Origin of the sequence: Agromyces tardus, assembly GCF_003710805.1 — a bacterium.
GTDB lineage: Bacteria > Actinomycetota > Actinomycetes > Actinomycetales > Microbacteriaceae > Agromyces > Agromyces tardus.
In genome coordinates, this window is the sequence record NZ_RHHB01000033.1 from 21,785 (window position 1) to 36,672 (window position 14,888).

Genomic DNA, 14,888 nt, shown 5'->3' on the forward strand with positions numbered 1-14,888 from the left:
CTGTGCGCGCAGCACCGCGTCCGGCCGCGCGGCGTCACGGACTCCGGCCACACGGCAGAATGGACGGGTGAAGACGATCCAGCTCCGCCGTTACACCCTCGTCGACGGCGAGTACGACGCGTTCCTCGAGTGGTTCGAGGGCGCCATGCCCCGCGTGCGGCCGGCCGCCGGGTTCACGATCGAGTTCGCCCACGGGCTCCGCGAGACGAACGAGTTCGTCTGGGCGGTGAGCGCGCCCGGCGACCGCGATGCGTTCCTCGCGCTCGAGCAGGCGTACATGGCCTCCGAGGCGCGGGCCGAGGCGTTCGCCGGCGTCCCGCAGCGCGTCGCCGAGTACAACGTGCGCTTCGTCGACGACGTCCCGGCCCTCTGACGCCTCGCCGCTCGGTGGCCCACGGCTGACGCGCTGCGCACGTGGCGGCTCGGCCCACGGCGCCGACGTGTCGCCGTGCTCGCCGCCGCGGCATCCGCTCGCCCGGTCACCCGCCGCGATGTACAGCGGATGCCGCGACGCACCGGGCTATCATCGAGGCATCCCCCTTGGACAAGACGTGGTCGGTGCTGCCATCCGCGCGTTCGACCGCGACGCGATGGGCCGACGACGCCGCGAGCTCGGACGGCCGAGAGGAAGACCGTGAGCCACGAGTTCGACGCCCGCCGTGAGGAATGGATCGCCCGAGAGGAGCTCGCCGAGCGGATGATCCCGCTCATCGGCGGCCTCTACCGGCAGCACGGGGTGGTGACCTCGATCCACGGCCGCCGGCTCATCAACCGCTCGGCCGTCGAGCTGCTGAAGGCGCACCGGTTCGCGCGGCAGGCCCGCGACGAGGAGCTCGACCTCGACGACACGATGCGCATGCTCGAGGCGCTCACCGAGGTCGCACCCGGTCCGGCCTCGATCGACGTGGCGCGGCTCGTGTCCCGGCACGCCGAGACTGGCGGCGAGCAGCCGCTCGTGGACTTCCTGCGTGCGGAACTCGCGCCGGTGCTCGTCGACGCGGGGGAGCCCGCGGCATCCGGCACCGATGTGGTGCTGTACGGCTTCGGTCGGATCGGGCGCCTGCTGGCACGCATCCTCATCGCTCACGCCGGCAACGGGCAGGGTCTGCGGCTGCGCGCGATCGTCGCGCGCAAGGGCGCCGAGAACGACCTCGTGAAGCGGGCGAGCCTGCTGCGCCGCGACTCGGTGCACGGGCCGTTCCAGGGCACGATCGAGGTCGACGAGCAGGCGAACACGATCCTCGCCAACGGCACCCTGATCCAGGTGATCTACTCCGACGACCCCGCCACGATCGACTACACCGCGTACGGCATCCACGACGCGATCGTCGTCGACAACACGGGCCGTTGGCGCGACGAGGCGGGGCTCTCGCGGCACCTCGAGTCCACCGGGGTGGCCCGGGTGCTGCTCACCGCGCCCGGCAAGGGCGCGATCAAGAACATCGTGCACGGCATCAACCACGACGCCATCGAGCCGGCCGACCGGATCCTGTCCGCGGCATCCTGCACCACGAACGCGATCACCCCGGTGCTCGCCGCGATCCAGGACGCGTACGGCGTCGTGCGCGGCCACGTCGAGACGGTGCACTCGTTCACGAACGACCAGAACCTGATCGACAACTTCCACAAGGGCGACCGCCGCGGCCGCTCCGCGGTGCTCAACATGGTCATCGCCGAGACCGGCGCCGCGAAGGCCGTCGCGAAGGCACTGCCCGCCCTCGAGGGCAAGCTCACCGGCTCCGCGATCCGCGTGCCCACGCCCGACGTGTCCCTCGCGATCCTCAACCTGCAGCTCGAACGCCCCACCGACAAGGCCGAGCTCAACCGGTACCTGCGGCAGACCTCGCTCACCTCCCCGCTGCGACAGCAGGTCGACTACATCGAGTCGCCCGAGGTGGTCTCCACCGACTTCGTCGGCAACAACCGCGCCGGCATCGTCGATGGGCTTGCCACCATCGCCGACGGCACCGACGTCGTGCTCTACGTCTGGTACGACAACGAGTACGGCTACTCCTGCCAGGTCGTGCGCGTCATCGAGGCGATGGCGGGGTCGCACCCGATCGTCCTGCCCGAGCGGGAGCCCGTGCGCGTCGAGCGCGCGCTCGCGCCGGCCGGCTCGTCGCCGGTCGAGTAGCGGCGCCTCGCCGGTCGAGTAGCGAGCGGAGCGAGCGTATCGAGACGCGTTGCGTGGTCTCGATACGGGCCCTGGCGGGCCCTACTCGACCGGCGGTGGATCTCGCCGGTCGAGTAGCGAGCGAAGCGAGCGTATCGAGACCTCGCATGTCGCGGAAACAGGACGCCACGCCGCATCCGCCACCGGAACAGGACGCGCAGACCTCTCCGCGCGGTGTTCTCCTGTCCCCGTGACGGCGCCGAGGCGGATCCCGCGGTCGTAGGCTTGAGGGATGACTCCCGAAGCCGTGATCATCGACGTCGTGCGCACCCCGGTGGGGCGCGGCAAGCCCGGAGGGCTGCTCAGCGGCATCCACCCCGTCGACCTGCTCGCAGGCGTGCTCGACGCGATCGTGGGCCGCAACGACCTCGATCCGGCGCTCGTCGACGACGTGATCGGCGGATGCGTCAGCCAGATCGGCGAGCAGAGCTACAACATCACCCGCAACGCCGTGCTGGCGGCGGGCTTCCCCGAGACCGTGCCCGGCACGACGATCGACCGGCAGTGCGGATCCAGCCAGCAGGCGGCGACGTTCGCAGCGCAGGCGGTGCTCGCCGGCCACGCCGACATCGTCATCGCGTGCGGCGTCGAGTCGATGAGCCGCGTGCCGCTCGGGTCGAGCGCGGCGGGTGCCGACCCCTACGGCTCGCGCGTCCGCGCGCGCTACCCCGAGGGTCTCGTCAACCAGGGCGTGTCGGCCGAGCTCATCGCCGCGAAGTGGGGCTTCTCGCGGGCCGAGCTCGACGAGTTCGCGGCACGCTCGCACCGCCTCGCGGCCGAGGCGGGGGAGTCGGGCGCCTTCGCGACGGAGCTCGTGCCCGTGCCGGGCATCGATGCGCTGCACGACGAGACCGTCCGTCCCGCGACCACGCCCGAGTCGCTCGCGGGGCTCAATCCGGCGTTCCGCACCGACGCGCTCGCCGAGCGCTTCCCCGAGCTCGACTGGCGCATCACGCCGGGCAACTCCTCGCCGCTCACCGACGGCGCCTCGGCCGCGCTCATCATGAGCGCCGAGCGCGCCGAGCAGCTCGGCCTCACGCCGCGCGCCCGGTTCCGTGCGTTCTCGGTCGTCGGCAGCGATCCGCTGTACATGCTCACCGGCGTCATCCCGGCGACCGCGAAGGTGCTCGAGCGCGCGGGCCTCACCCATGACGACATCGACGCCTACGAGGTGAACGAGGCGTTCGCGTCGGTGCCGCTCGCGTGGCTCGCCGACACGGGGGCGGATGCCGCGAAGCTCAACCCGCGCGGCGGCGCCATCGCCCTCGGGCACGCCCTCGGCTCGAGCGGCACGCGCCTGCTCACGACCCTCGTCAACCAGCTGGAGGCCATGGGCGGGCGCTACGGACTCCAGACGATGTGCGAGGGCGGCGGCATGGCCAACGCCACGATCATCGAGCGCCTCTGACCCGCGGGGCGCGAGCGCGGCGCCGAGCGGGTCGCAGGCGCCTCCTGCACCCACCGCGGGGCCCACGCCTCGCGCTCGCGGGGACGCGACACGCCATGCGGCGAGAAGGCCGGACGGCGAGTCGCGTCCCGTCGGCACCGGCACCGCGGCACCGAGCACCGCACCAGCACCCACCACACCCACGAAAGGCCCACACATGGAACTCAGCGGAGCCTCCGCGATCGTCACCGGCGCCGCGTCCGGGCTGGGGCGCGCCACCGCCCGCGCCCTCGTCGAGGGCGGCGCGTCCGTCGTGCTCGTCGACCTGCCCGGCCCCCGCGGCGAGGAGGCCGCGGCGATGCTCGGCGATCGCGCCCGATTCGTCGCGGCGGATGTCGCGAACGAGGCCGAGGTGCAGGCGGCGGTCGACGCGGCATCCGCCCTTGGACCACTGCGCGTCGCCGTGAACTGCGCGGGCATCGTGACCGCGAACCGCACCGTCGGACGCGACGGCCCCGCACCGCTCGACGCCTTCGAGCGCACGATCCGCGTGAACCTCATCGGCACCTTCAACGTGACCCGACTGGCCGCCGCCGCGATGGCCGCGACCGAGCCCGCGACCGGGCACGTGCCCGGCGGGCCCGCGACGCCCGAGCGCGGCGTCATCGTGAACACGGCCTCGGTCGCCGCGTTCGACGGGCAGATCGGGCAGGCCGCCTACTCGGCGTCGAAGGGCGCCGTGGCGGCGATGACGCTGCCGATCGCGCGCGACCTGTCGAAGCTCCTCATCCGCGTGGTCACGATCGCGCCGGGCATCTTCGAGACGCCCATGATGGCCGGCATGCCCGACGACGTGCGCGCGTCGCTCGAGGCGCAGGTGCCGCATCCGTCGCGCCTCGGCCACCCCACCGAGTACGCGGCGCTCGTGCGCTCGATCATCGCGAACCCGATGCTCAACGGCGAGACGATCCGCCTCGACGGCGCGATCCGCATGCAGCCGAAGTAGCCCGCGTCTCGGGGAGCCGCCGTACCGGCGCCGCGAGCGGGCGGACGCCGCGAACAGCGGATGCCGCGAAGGGCGCATGCCGCGAACAGCGGATGCCGCGGGCAGCACGCCCACGGCATCCGCTCGCCGTACCCCGCCCGCGCGTCAGGCCCCGGCAGCGGGGACCTCGTCGCGTTGCGCGCGCCACGCCTTGACGAACCCGTCGACGGAGTCCCAGATCGCGATGATCACGGCGGCGCCGATCACGAGGTTCGTGAGCACCGTGCGCACGCCGTCGGCGTCGGGCCCGACCCGGTCGAACAGCTCGGGGTTGAACAGCTGGCCGGTCGACGCGAGCCACACGACGGGGATCGCGAAGGCCGCGTTCAGCACGATGTTGACCGCGGCGAACCACCAGTTCCAGTGCCGGTTGCGGTAGAGCAGCGCGGTGAACACGATCTCGGCGACGAGCACCGCGATGAGGTAGGGCAGCCAGAACGCCCACAGCGCGGGGTCGAGGATCGGCGTGAACTCCCCGCCGGGGCGGTCGACCGTGAACTGCTGCCACACGAGCGCCCCGATCGCCACGACGAGGAACACGATCGACAGGATGAGGTCGACCCGGCTCACCTGCCGCGACTTCGGCAGCTCGGGAAGGCGGGCCGGCGTCCAGGTGGTGAGCGCCGTCGACCGCGCCGGAGTGCGCTCGATGATCGCGAACACGACCGTCACCCAGAACGCGAGGTTCACGGCGAGCGAGAAGCCGGTGGCGAGCCCGTTGACGACCGCATCGCCCACGGTGCCGCCGCCGATGAGCCCCGCGAAGATCACGACGCCGGTCGTGATGGGCACCGCGATGGCGAGCAGGAGCTTCACGAGCCGCAGCCAGTCGAGGTAGAGCCGCGGCCCGATGAGGTACAACGGGCGATCGACGTAGCGGGCGGCGAGCCGCTCGGGGTCGCCGAGCTCGGTGAGCGCCGCGACCTCGGCATCGGCGGGGGTGAGGCCGTCGCCGGCGGCGAGCCGGGCGTCGACGGCGTCGCCGATGCGCTCGCGCAGCTCGCGGTCGAGCTCGGCGCGCTGGCGGTCGTGCACCGTGCGCGTCGCCGCGTGCACGTAGCGGTCGGTGAGGGTGGTCATCGTTCGTCTCCCGTCGTGAGGCGCGTCAGCGCCTGGTCGATCCGGTGCCAGTCGGCGGTGAGCTCTGCGGCGAGTCGATCGCCGGCGGGGCTCGTGGAGTAGAACTTGCGGGGCCTCGCCTCGTCGGTGTTCCACTCGCTCGTGAGGAGTCCCTGCTTCTCGAGGCGCCGCAGCAGCGGGTACAGCGTGTTGGCGTCGACCGTGATGCCGATCCCGTTGAGCGACTCGAGCAGGGCGTACCCGTAGTCGGGGGTGCGCAGCCGCATGAGGCAGCCGAGCACCACGGTGCCGCGGCGCAGTTCCTGCAGGTGACTCGCGGTGGTCTCGTCCGTTCCCATGGGCCACACGATACTGTGTGGCGCACAGTGATGCAAGGGGCACGTTGCAGTGCTGGATTTCGCCGACGTCCCGGGATGACGAGCGCCGGGGCACCGCGGCCCCGGCGGGCATGCGAATGTCGCGGGCGGCGTGCTGCCCGCGACATCCGTCGTGCACGCCCTACTCGACCGCGTGCGCCTCGAGGAACTCGTACACCTCGGCGTCGTCGACGCCCGGGAACGTGCCCGACGGCAGCGGCGAGAGCACGTGCGCGTGCAGGCGGGCGCTCGGCCAGGCCTGTCCGGCCCAACGCCCCGCGAGCGTCGACGGCGGGCGACGGCAGCACGACTCGTCGGGGCAGTGCGACACCCCGCGGATCGTGGTCTCGCGCCCGCGGAACCACTTGGCCTGGTTGAACGGCACGCCGACGGTGATCGAGAACTCCGTGGCATCCGTGCGCCCGGTCTGCGTCGCGCACCAGAACGTGCCCGCAGGGGTGTCGGTGTACTGGTAGTTCTCGGTCGTGCGGTTGGTGTGCTCGAAGGCGGTGCGGGCGCTCCAGCGCTTGCACACCCACTGGCCCTCGATCGAACCCGTGACGTCGGTCGGCAGCGGGAGGCCGTCGTTCTCGTAGCCCTTGAGCAGGGCGCCGTCGCCGTTCACGCGCAGGAAGTGCACGGTCATGTCGAGTCGAGTCGTGGCGAGGTTCGTGAAGCGCAGCGCGGCCGCCTCGTGCGTCACGCCGAACGCGTCGCGGAAGTCCTCGATCGCGAGGCGCTTCTCCTTCTTCGCCTCCTGCAGGAACTTCACGGACGCGTCCTGCGGCATGAGGCACGCCGCGGCGAAGTAGTTGATCTCGAGCCGCTGCCAGAGGAACTCGTCGTAGCTCGCCGGGGGAGTGTGCCCGAGCAGGCGATGCGCCATCGCCTGGAGCGCCATCGAGCGCAGGCCGTGACCGCCGGGGATCGACGCGGGCGGCAGGTAGATGCGGCCGTTCGCGAGGTCGGTGATCGATCGCGTGGAACTCGGCAGGTCGTTGACGTAGATGAGCTGGAAGCCGAGGCGCTCGGCCATGACGCTCACCTCGCGGTGGGTGAGGGCGCCGGAACGGTGGCCGGAGGCGCGCACCTGGTCCTCGGCGAGCTGCTCGATGTCGGGGAGGTGGTTCGCCTGCTCGCGCATGCGCTCGCGCAGGTCGGTGTTCGCGCGCCTCGCCTCCTCGGGGGTGGCGATCGCCTCGCTCGCGCGACGCTGCAGCTCGCGGTGCAGCCCCACGATCGCCTCGAGAGACTCGTCGCTGATGCCGCGCGACGGCTTGACGGCGGGCAGGCCGAGGCTCGCATAGAGCGGACTCGACTGCGCGCGGCCGAGCTCGAGCTCGAGCGCGGCGCGCCGGCTCGGGGCCTCGCGGGAGAGCAGGTCGGTGAGGTCGACCCCGAGCGCCGCCGCGAGCGCGTCGAGCGTGGAGAGCTTCGGCTCGCGCTTGCCGTTCTCGATGAGCGAGAGCTGGCTGCCCGCGAGGCCGACGGCCTCGCCCAGCTGGTCGAGCGTGAGTCCGCGCTCGCCGCGGAAATGGCGGATGCGATGGCCGAGCGTGGCCAGGTCGGGGCTGCCGAGCTTCATGCCTTCACAATATCGAAAGATTCTGGATTCTTAACATCCGAAATGGGGCGAGGGATGCCGCGAATAGACGCATCCTTGAAGTACGCACCGAAACCGGGCTCCTCAGGCCACCACACGAAGGGACGATGATGACCATCTCCGACTTCTCCGTCAACGCCTCCTCCACGGCAGGCGCCGACGCGTACCGTCGCGGCACCACCGACCCCGCCCTGCGCGCCTGGGTGCACGAGATCGCGGCCCTCACGAAGCCCGACGAGATCGTCTGGTGCGACGGCTCGGCACACGAGGCGGACGTGCTCACCAAGCAGCTCGTCGCCGAGGGCAAGCTCATCAAGCTCAACCCCGAGTGGCGCCCGAACAGCTTCCTCGCCCGCACCGACCCGAGCGACGTCGCCCGCGTCGAGGACCGCACGTTCATCTGCTCGACCTACGAGGAGGACGCCGGCCCCACGAACAACTGGCGCGACCCGCACGAGATGCGCGAGGAGCTCACGCACGTCTTCGACGGCTCCATGAAGGGCCGCACGATGTACGTCGTGCCGTTCTCGATGGGCCCGCTCGGCGGCCCGATCAGCCAGCTCGGCGTCGAGATCACCGACTCGCCCTACGTCGTGCTCTCCATGGGCATCATGACCCGCATGGGCGAGCAGGTCTACCGCCTCATCGAGGCGGGCGAGCCCTGGGTGCACACCGTGCACTCCGTCGGGTACCCGCTCATCGACGGCATCGGGCACCGCCGCGCCGAGGTCGCGTGGCCCTGCAACGAGACCAAGTACATCGTGCAGTTCCCCGACTCCCGCGAGGTCTGGTCGTACGGCTCGGGCTACGGCGGCAACGCCCTGCTCGCGAAGAAGAGCTTCGCGCTGCGCATCGCGTCGGTGATGGCGCGCGACGAGGGCTGGCTCGCCGAGCACATGCTCCTCATCAAGATCACGTCGCCCGAGGGCAAGGCCTACCACGTCGCCGCCGCGTTCCCGTCGGCGTGCGGCAAGACCAACCTCGCGATGCTCCGCCCCACCATCCCCGGCTGGAAGGTCGAGACGATCGGCGACGACATCGCCTGGATGCGCCCCGGCGACGACGGCCGCCTCTACGCCATCAACCCCGAGGCGGGCTTCTTCGGCGTCGCTCCCGGCACGGGCGAGACGACGAACCCCACCGCGGTGCAGACCCTGTGGGGCAACACGATCTTCACGAACGTCGCGCTCCGCCCCGACGGCGATGTCTGGTGGGAGGGCCTCACCGACACCCCGCCCGCGCACCTCACCGACTGGCAGGGCCAGCCCTGGACGCCGGACTCCGGTCGACCCGCAGCGCACCCCAACTCGCGCTTCACGGTCGCCGCGGCCCAGTGCCCGCAGATCGCCGACGACTGGGACGCGCACGACGGCGTGCCGATCGACGCGATCCTCTTCGGCGGACGCCGCGCGACCAACGTGCCGCTCGTCGCCGAGGCCCGCTCGTGGAAGCACGGCGTGTTCATGGGCGCCACGATCTCGTCCGAGCAGACCGCGGCGGCCGAGGGCACCGTCGGCGAGCTGCGTCGCGACCCGTTCGCGATGCTCCCGTTCTGCGGCTACAACATGGCCGACTACTGGGGCCACTGGGTGAAGATGGGCCGCATCCTCGGCGACAAGGCGCCGAAGATCTTCCAGGTCAACTGGTTCCGCAAGGGCCACGACGGCACGTTCCTGTGGCCCGGGTTCGGCGAGAACTCGCGCGTGCTCGAGTGGATCGTCGGCCGCGTCGAGGGCACTGCCGACGTCAAGGAGACCCCGATCGGCCTCCTGCCGGCCGACGGCTCGCTCGACCTCGACGGCCTCGAGATCACCGACGAGCAGCTCGAGCACCTGTTCGACGTCGACACCGACTCGTGGCTCACCGAGTGCGACCTCACCGAGGAGTACTTCGGCCAGTTCGGCGACCGCGTGCCGGCGGCCCTCCGCGCCGAGCTCTCGAGCCTGCGCTACCACCTGCAGCACCAGCAGGACTGACCGTCCGGTCCGAGGGTCGCGCGTCCCAGGCGGGGGCGCGCGACCCTTCGGCGGATGCCGCGCACCCGGTGCGCGAGCTCGGTGACGGATGCCGCGGGCGCGGCGTGCTCGGGAAGGCGCGCCCCGCCCGCGGCATCCGTCACCCGTTCCCTGCCGCCTCGAGGCGATCGGGCGGGACGCCTCAGCCGCGTTCGGGACCCAGCGCCCACGTGGCGACCACGGCCCGCGTGCCCGCCCCCGCCGGCGGATGCATGTCGACCAGGGCCACCTGGGTGAAGCGCAGGCGTTCGCCCGGCATCACGTCGCCGTGGGGCTTCGTGGTGACGTGGGGGCGGAAGTCGAGGCGGGCCCGCGCGACGTCGACGTCGGCGTCGCGCAGCGCCGCGAGCACCCGGTGCCGCATGGCCTCGAGGGCGCCGTCGTCGTGCACGAGCGTCACGGGCACGTCGCGACGGCGCCCGAACCCATCGCGGTCGCCCGCGGTCGTGCTGACGAGCGGCGGCCGGCCCAGTGCGGCGCCGACGATCGCCGCGACCTCGTCGCCGCCGAGCGGCGTCGCGAACGGCTCGACGAGCGTCACGTGGAGGGGCCAGTCGGCGACCGGGAACGCGTCGCCGGTGGCCAGTTCGCCCACGGGGAGCACCACGACGAACCGCGACATGCGTCGAGCGTACAAGCCGTGCCCGGCCGGGGGACCGGGACGCGGATGGCGGCGACCGGCTCGTCGTCCGCCTCGCAGCGGCCCTCCGGGTCTACCGTGAGGCTCGGGAGGGCACCTCGGGAGGGCGCATGGAGCAGTTCGGGCAGGCCATCACCGCGGCCGGCGAGATCATCGACGTCCTCGGCGTGCTCGCGATCGTCGTCGGCGTGCTGTACGCGCTCGCCGATGCGGCGATCCGCAGGATCCGGCGCGTGGGGCCGATCTACTCCCGCTTCCGCCGGGAGCTCGGCCGCGCCATCCTCATCGGCCTGGAGCTCCTCGTCGCCGCCGACATCATCCGCACGGTCGCGGTGACGCCCACGCTCGAGTCCGTCGCCGTGCTCGGCCTCATCGTGCTCATCCGCACCTTCCTCAGCTGGTCGCTCGAGGTCGAGATCTCGGGCCGCTGGCCGTGGCAGAAGTGGCGCACGGCGCGCCCCGGCGACGAGGCCGACCTGCCCGAGCCGACGGATGCCGCGCCGGCGGCGGCGCCGGCCGCGCCCTCGTCGGCTCGCTGACCGGAGCCCGGCGGAGCGGCGGCGGTCAGCCGTCGACCGTCGTGCGGTCGAAGAAGCGCAGCACCGCGGCGGGCACGTAGCGCACCTCGACCGTGCCGCTCGCCCCGGGGTCGGCGCTGCCGATCCACGTGCTCGAGCCCTCGTGCACGCGCACCCAGCCGTCCTGGAAGAGCACGTCGGTGCCGATCACGAAGGCCAGCGCGGGGGTGTCGCCCTGGCGCACTGCGATCGAGCCCTCGAACGCCTGCGTCGCGTCGGCGACCGCGTCCTCGCGAGCCTGCACCCCCACGAGCGGGCGGGCGATGGGGGTGGCGAAGCCGCGCGCCTCGAAGGGGTTCGCCTTCGCGGCATCCGCGACGATGCCGAAGTTGACGCTCGTCGAGATGAGGCTGAGCGCGGCTCGGCCGTCGAGCACGAGACGGCTCGAGACGCGGAAGCGGTAGAACAGGCGGCCGGCCTCGGGTGCGGCGGGCAGCACCGCGCTGGTCGCCCAGTTGCGCGACCAGCCGAGCGCGCCGCCGAGCCGACCGGGCGGGTCGTAGAGGCTCGCGGTGACGCGCACGGCGCCGTCGTCGCGGGTGGCTGCGGCACGCAGCGCGCTCGGGCCGCGCTCGGACTCGGGGATCACGTCGCGCACCGGCGTGAACGCGGACAGGGCCACCGGGTCCCAATGGCGCAGCCAGGTCTGCATGCCAGCCTGCATGTCGTCGAATCCGGCGCCGAGCCGATCGACGTCGCGGGTGTCGGGCGTGGCGGGCGCTGCGCCCGCGCCGAGCTCTTCGAGCAGCCGGACGGGCAGGCGCACGTCGTCGGTGCGGCCGCGCGCGGCGGTCGCCGATCGCGCGGGAAGTGTTGCGATGGTCATGGCAGGTCCTTCGTTCGGGGGTGCGTGCGGCACGGGGCATCCGTGCGACGCAGGCGATGACCCCACGCTACGGATGCCGCGGCCCCGCCCCATCGGAGCGAGCCCCGGCCTGCTCCCGGGGACAGCCCTGAACCGCGACCCGGGGCTGACCCCCGGAGCCGACCCCGGACGGGCCTGCTCAGGCGAGCAGCTGGTGCTCCGCGAGCTCCCGGTAGAGCGGCACGGAGGCGACGAGCTGCGCGTGCGTGCCCTCGCCGATGACCTGCCCCTGGTCGAGCACGATGATGCGGTCGGAGTCGATGACCGTCGACAGCCGGTGCGCGATCACGATGAGGGTGCGGCCGGCCGAGACGGCGTCGATCGCTTCGCGCATCATCCGCTCGTTGACGCCGTCGAGCGACGAGGTCGACTCGTCGAGGAGCAGGATGGGCGGAGCCGCGAGCAGCGCGCGGGCGATCGCGAGCCGCTGGCGCTCGCCGCCCGAGAGCATGATGCCGTCTTCGCCGACCGGCGCCGAGAGGCCGGCGGGGTCGCGCTCGAGCACGGCGCCGAGGTTCACGGCGCGCAGCACGTGCTCGCACTCCGCATCGGTCGCGTCGGGGCTGCCGAGCTTGAGGTTGTCGCGCAGGCTGCCGGCGAGCACGGGGGCGTCCTGTTCGACGTAGCCGATCTGCGCGCGCAGCTCGGTGCGGTCGAGGGCGCGCAGGTCGAGGCCGCCGAGTCGCACCGCGCCGACGCTCGGGTCGTAGAACCGCTCGATGAGCGAGAGGATCGTGGACTTGCCCGCGCCCGACGGGCCGACGAGCGCGATGCGCTGCCCGCGCGGCACGCGGAACGAGACGCCGCGCAGCACCGGCTGGCGCTCGATGACGTCGGGTTCGGGCAGGTGCTCGTCGGGGGAGTCGTTGCCGGGATCGGCCGGATCCGAGGGGCGCGTGAGCGCGTAGGCGAAGTGCACGTCGTCGAACTCGATGGCGGGCGCATCGGGGAGCAGGCCCTCGTTCGCCGGGCCCACCATGACGGCGAGCGGGGCGAGCTCGCGGTCGTGCGCGTCCTCGTCGGGCAGGTCGAGGATCTCCTGGATGCGACCGAGCGCACCGAGCGCCGCGTTCACCGACGTGACCGCGCCGAATGCCTGGCCGAGCGGCAGGATCATCATGAACAGGAAGAGGATGAAGGCGACGAGGTTCGCGACTGTGATGGCCCCGGATGCCACACGGAAGCCGCCGACGCCGAGCACGACGAGGAACGACACCTGCATCGCGATGCCCGCGATCGGCACGATGAGCGCCGAGATGTGGGCGACCTTGACGCCCATCTGCCAGGCGCCCTCCGCCTCGACCTCGACGTCGCGGATCTCGCGCTCGGTGGCGCCGGCGGCGCGGATCGTGCGCACCGAGCCGATCGCGCGTTCCACCGATGCCGCGACGTCGCCGACCTTGGCCTGCGCGGCCTGCGACGCGTCGCGCACGCGCCTCGAGAGCAGGGTGACGGTCGTGATGGCGACCGCGATGACGAGCACCGTGAGCCCGAGCAGCACGGGGTCGAGGATGAGCATCGCGACGAGTGCCCCGACGAACGTGACGGCGCCGCCGACCGCCTCGACGAGGCCCTGCGTGAGCACGGCGCGGAGCATCGTGGTGTCGCTGCCCACGCGCGAGACGAGGTCGCCCGTGCGGCGCGTGTCGAACTCGGCGATGGGCAGGCGCAGGAGCTTGCCCACGAGCTGCTTGCGGCTCGAGAGCACCACGCCCTCGCCCGTGCGCTGCAGGAGGTAGTGCTGGTAGCCGGTGATGGCGGCGCTCACGAGCACGAGTGCGACGAGGGCCCACACGAGGCCGCCGAGCGGATCGCCCGCCTCGACGACGTTGATGACCTGGCCCACGAGCAGCGGCTGCAGCAGGCTCGCGACGGCGCCGACGATCGAGAGCGCCGCCACCACGATGAGCACGGGCCGGTGCTCGAACAGGAACGGGAGCAGCTGCGAGAACGTCGCCCGCGGCCCGGGCGGCGTCTCACGTCGGGAGAAGGGGCTGCGCCGGGGCGCCACGAAGGTCGGGCGGGCGGAGCGTCGGGCGCGCTCGGCGGCGCGTGCCGCGGATCGCGTCTCGGGTCGGGTCTCGGTGTCGCTCATGTCGTCTTCCTGTCGCGCGGCGCGGGCTCGTGGCATCCGCTCGATGCGGCCACGCACCGCCTTGCAGCATACGTCGGCGGACTGGGTGTTCAGGTGCGCCCGTACTTCTTGTGCACGGCCTGCTTGCTCACCTCGAGGGCCAGGGCGATGAGCTGCCAGCTCGAACCCGCGGCGCGGGCGCGGCGCACGGCCACCGCCTCGGCCCGGTCGAGCTCGAGGTTGAGCTGCACGCGGGCGTGGTGCAGCTCGCGCAGCGCGCGGTACGGGTCGTCGCCGTCGGCTGCGGCGATCGCGGTGCGGAGGGTGCCGTCGTCCATGGCGTCAACCGTAGTTGACGCCTCCCAGTGTGTCAACCGAGGTTGACGGCTCGCCCGGTCAGGCCGGGCGGGTCGTGCTCGCGCCGGGGTTCGTCAGCACGGATGCCGCGGCCGCATGCCCGGCGCGGCAGGCCCCCGCGGCATCCGCCCCCTGCAGCGTCGCCGCGAGGAACCCGGCCGCGAACGCGTCGCCGGCCCCCGTGAGGTCGCGGACGCCCGCGACGGGCGCCACCTCGACGCGGCGCGCGAGCTCGCCGCCCTCGAACACCTCGGTGGGCGCCGGCCCGTGCTTCACCACGACGGCACGGGCGACGGATGCCGCGACCGCGCCGCCGCCCGCGATGCCGAGCAGCGCGGCCTCCGTCTCGTTCGCGAAGAGCACGTCGGGCCGCAACTCCGCGATCCAGCCGAGCACGCGCTCGACGCCGAGCCCCTCGAGGAGGCCCGTCGACGACGCGTCGATCGACACCCCGGCGCCGCGCTGGCGGGCGGCCGCGACGAGGCGCCGCAGCTCGGAGCGCATCGGCTCGTGCTCGAAGCCGTAGCTCGGCAGGTGGAGCCAGGCGACGCCGTCGAGCCAGGCCGGGTCGACGTGCTCGAGGAGGGACGCGGCCGCACGGTCGGGGAACATCGTGCGCTCGCCCTGCGGGTCGACGAGCAGCACGACCGCGCCGGTGCGGCCGCGCCGCTGCAGGCGCACGTCGACCCCGGTGGCGGCGAGGGCCGCCGCGAGC

The 14,888-nt window shown here is 72.7% G+C and carries 14 protein-coding genes; 6 read left to right on the plus strand and 8 right to left on the minus strand.

Going from position 1 to position 14,888, the window contains the following annotated elements; all coding sequences use genetic code 11:
• Positions 1–67: 67 nt before the first annotated feature.
• The 4 genes from EDM22_RS13955 to EDM22_RS13970 all read left to right on the plus strand — a co-directional run bounded on the left by EDM22_RS13955 (position 68) and on the right by EDM22_RS13970 (position 4,566).
• Positions 68–373: a hypothetical protein gene (locus EDM22_RS13955; protein ID WP_122937697.1), complete on the plus strand. Its 306-nt coding sequence runs from the start codon at positions 68–70 to the stop codon at positions 371–373.
• Positions 374–634: 261 nt separating this feature from the next.
• The gene (locus tag EDM22_RS13960; protein ID WP_122937698.1) at positions 635–2,134 is read left to right on the plus strand and encodes a glyceraldehyde-3-phosphate dehydrogenase; all 1,500 of its coding nucleotides are present in this window, start codon (positions 635–637) and stop codon (positions 2,132–2,134) included.
• 271 nt (positions 2,135–2,405) lie between these two features.
• Entirely contained in the window at positions 2,406–3,581 is a 1,176-nt protein-coding gene (locus EDM22_RS13965; RefSeq protein ID WP_122937699.1) for a thiolase family protein, read from the plus strand.
• Between the two features lie 196 nt (positions 3,582–3,777).
• Positions 3,778–4,566 carry a 3-hydroxyacyl-CoA dehydrogenase gene (locus tag EDM22_RS13970; RefSeq protein ID WP_122937700.1) on the plus strand — a complete coding sequence of 263 codons (789 nt, stop codon included), beginning with the start codon at positions 3,778–3,780 and terminating at the stop codon, positions 4,564–4,566.
• A 144-nt stretch (positions 4,567–4,710) separates the two neighbouring features.
• On the opposite strand, the gene EDM22_RS13975 is transcribed toward EDM22_RS13970, so the two are convergent.
• The 3 genes from EDM22_RS13975 to EDM22_RS13985 form a co-directional block, all read right to left on the minus strand.
• Positions 4,711–5,685: a permease prefix domain 1-containing protein gene (locus EDM22_RS13975; protein ID WP_122937701.1), complete on the minus strand. Its 975-nt coding sequence runs from the start codon at positions 5,683–5,685 to the stop codon at positions 4,711–4,713.
• Positions 5,682–6,023 carry a PadR family transcriptional regulator gene (locus tag EDM22_RS13980; protein WP_122937702.1) on the minus strand — a complete coding sequence of 114 codons (342 nt, stop codon included), beginning with the start codon at positions 6,021–6,023 and terminating at the stop codon, positions 5,682–5,684. The genes EDM22_RS13975 and EDM22_RS13980 overlap by 4 nt, the downstream gene beginning before the upstream one ends.
• Positions 6,024–6,183: 160 nt before the next feature.
• On the minus strand, positions 6,184–7,626 hold the full coding sequence (locus EDM22_RS13985) for a helix-turn-helix domain-containing protein (RefSeq protein WP_122937703.1): 1,443 nt from the start codon (positions 7,624–7,626) through the stop codon (positions 6,184–6,186).
• A gap of 128 nt (positions 7,627–7,754) precedes the next feature.
• On the opposite strand from EDM22_RS13985, the gene EDM22_RS13990 reads away from it, so the two are divergent.
• Complete coding sequence (locus EDM22_RS13990; RefSeq protein WP_122937712.1) at positions 7,755–9,620, plus strand: phosphoenolpyruvate carboxykinase (GTP); 1,866 nt, start codon at positions 7,755–7,757, stop codon at positions 9,618–9,620.
• Between the two features lie 181 nt (positions 9,621–9,801).
• Here the strand turns inward: EDM22_RS13990 and EDM22_RS13995 are convergent, their stop codons facing one another.
• Positions 9,802–10,281, minus strand: coding sequence for a 2'-5' RNA ligase family protein (locus tag EDM22_RS13995; protein ID WP_122937704.1), 480 nt, complete (start codon positions 10,279–10,281; stop codon positions 9,802–9,804).
• 128 nt (positions 10,282–10,409) lie between these two features.
• On the opposite strand from EDM22_RS13995, the gene EDM22_RS14000 reads away from it, so the two are divergent.
• Positions 10,410–10,838 (plus strand): DUF1622 domain-containing protein, encoded by a 429-nt coding sequence (locus tag EDM22_RS14000; protein ID WP_122937705.1) that lies wholly within the window; start codon positions 10,410–10,412, stop codon positions 10,836–10,838.
• 25 nt (positions 10,839–10,863) lie between these two features.
• Here the strand turns inward: EDM22_RS14000 and EDM22_RS14005 are convergent, their stop codons facing one another.
• From EDM22_RS14005 to EDM22_RS14020, 4 genes are all read right to left on the minus strand, one after another.
• The gene (locus tag EDM22_RS14005; RefSeq protein WP_122937706.1) at positions 10,864–11,703 is read right to left on the minus strand and encodes a hypothetical protein; all 840 of its coding nucleotides are present in this window, start codon (positions 11,701–11,703) and stop codon (positions 10,864–10,866) included.
• 178 nt (positions 11,704–11,881) lie between these two features.
• The gene (locus EDM22_RS14010; protein ID WP_122937707.1) at positions 11,882–13,837 is read right to left on the minus strand and encodes an ABC transporter ATP-binding protein; all 1,956 of its coding nucleotides are present in this window, start codon (positions 13,835–13,837) and stop codon (positions 11,882–11,884) included.
• Between the two features lie 89 nt (positions 13,838–13,926).
• Positions 13,927–14,154, minus strand: coding sequence for a hypothetical protein (locus tag EDM22_RS14015; protein ID WP_122937708.1), 228 nt, complete (start codon positions 14,152–14,154; stop codon positions 13,927–13,929).
• Between the two features lie 58 nt (positions 14,155–14,212).
• On the minus strand, positions 14,213–14,888 hold a 676-nt coding region (locus EDM22_RS14020; RefSeq protein ID WP_122937709.1), incomplete at its 5' end, for a carbohydrate kinase family protein.

Coding starts and splice junctions, on each gene's coding strand:
- EDM22_RS13970 (WP_122937700.1), top strand. CDS start 3,778: ATGGAACTCAGCGGAGCCTCCGCGATCGTCACCGGCGCCGCGTCCGGG.
- EDM22_RS14005 (WP_122937706.1), bottom strand. CDS start 11,703: ATGACCATCGCAACACTTCCCGCGCGATCGGCGACCGCCGCGCGCGGC.
- EDM22_RS13975 (WP_122937701.1), bottom strand. CDS start 5,685: ATGACCACCCTCACCGACCGCTACGTGCACGCGGCGACGCGCACGGTG.
- EDM22_RS14015 (WP_122937708.1), bottom strand. CDS start 14,154: ATGGACGACGGCACCCTCCGCACCGCGATCGCCGCAGCCGACGGCGAC.
- EDM22_RS13980 (WP_122937702.1), bottom strand. CDS start 6,023: ATGGGAACGGACGAGACCACCGCGAGTCACCTGCAGGAACTGCGCCGC.
- EDM22_RS14010 (WP_122937707.1), bottom strand. CDS start 13,837: ATGAGCGACACCGAGACCCGACCCGAGACGCGATCCGCGGCACGCGCC.
- EDM22_RS13965 (WP_122937699.1), top strand. CDS start 2,406: ATGACTCCCGAAGCCGTGATCATCGACGTCGTGCGCACCCCGGTGGGG.
- EDM22_RS13995 (WP_122937704.1), bottom strand. CDS start 10,281: ATGTCGCGGTTCGTCGTGGTGCTCCCCGTGGGCGAACTGGCCACCGGC.
- EDM22_RS13985 (WP_122937703.1), bottom strand. CDS start 7,626: ATGAAGCTCGGCAGCCCCGACCTGGCCACGCTCGGCCATCGCATCCGC.
- EDM22_RS14000 (WP_122937705.1), top strand. CDS start 10,410: ATGGAGCAGTTCGGGCAGGCCATCACCGCGGCCGGCGAGATCATCGAC.
- EDM22_RS13990 (WP_122937712.1), top strand. CDS start 7,755: ATGACCATCTCCGACTTCTCCGTCAACGCCTCCTCCACGGCAGGCGCC.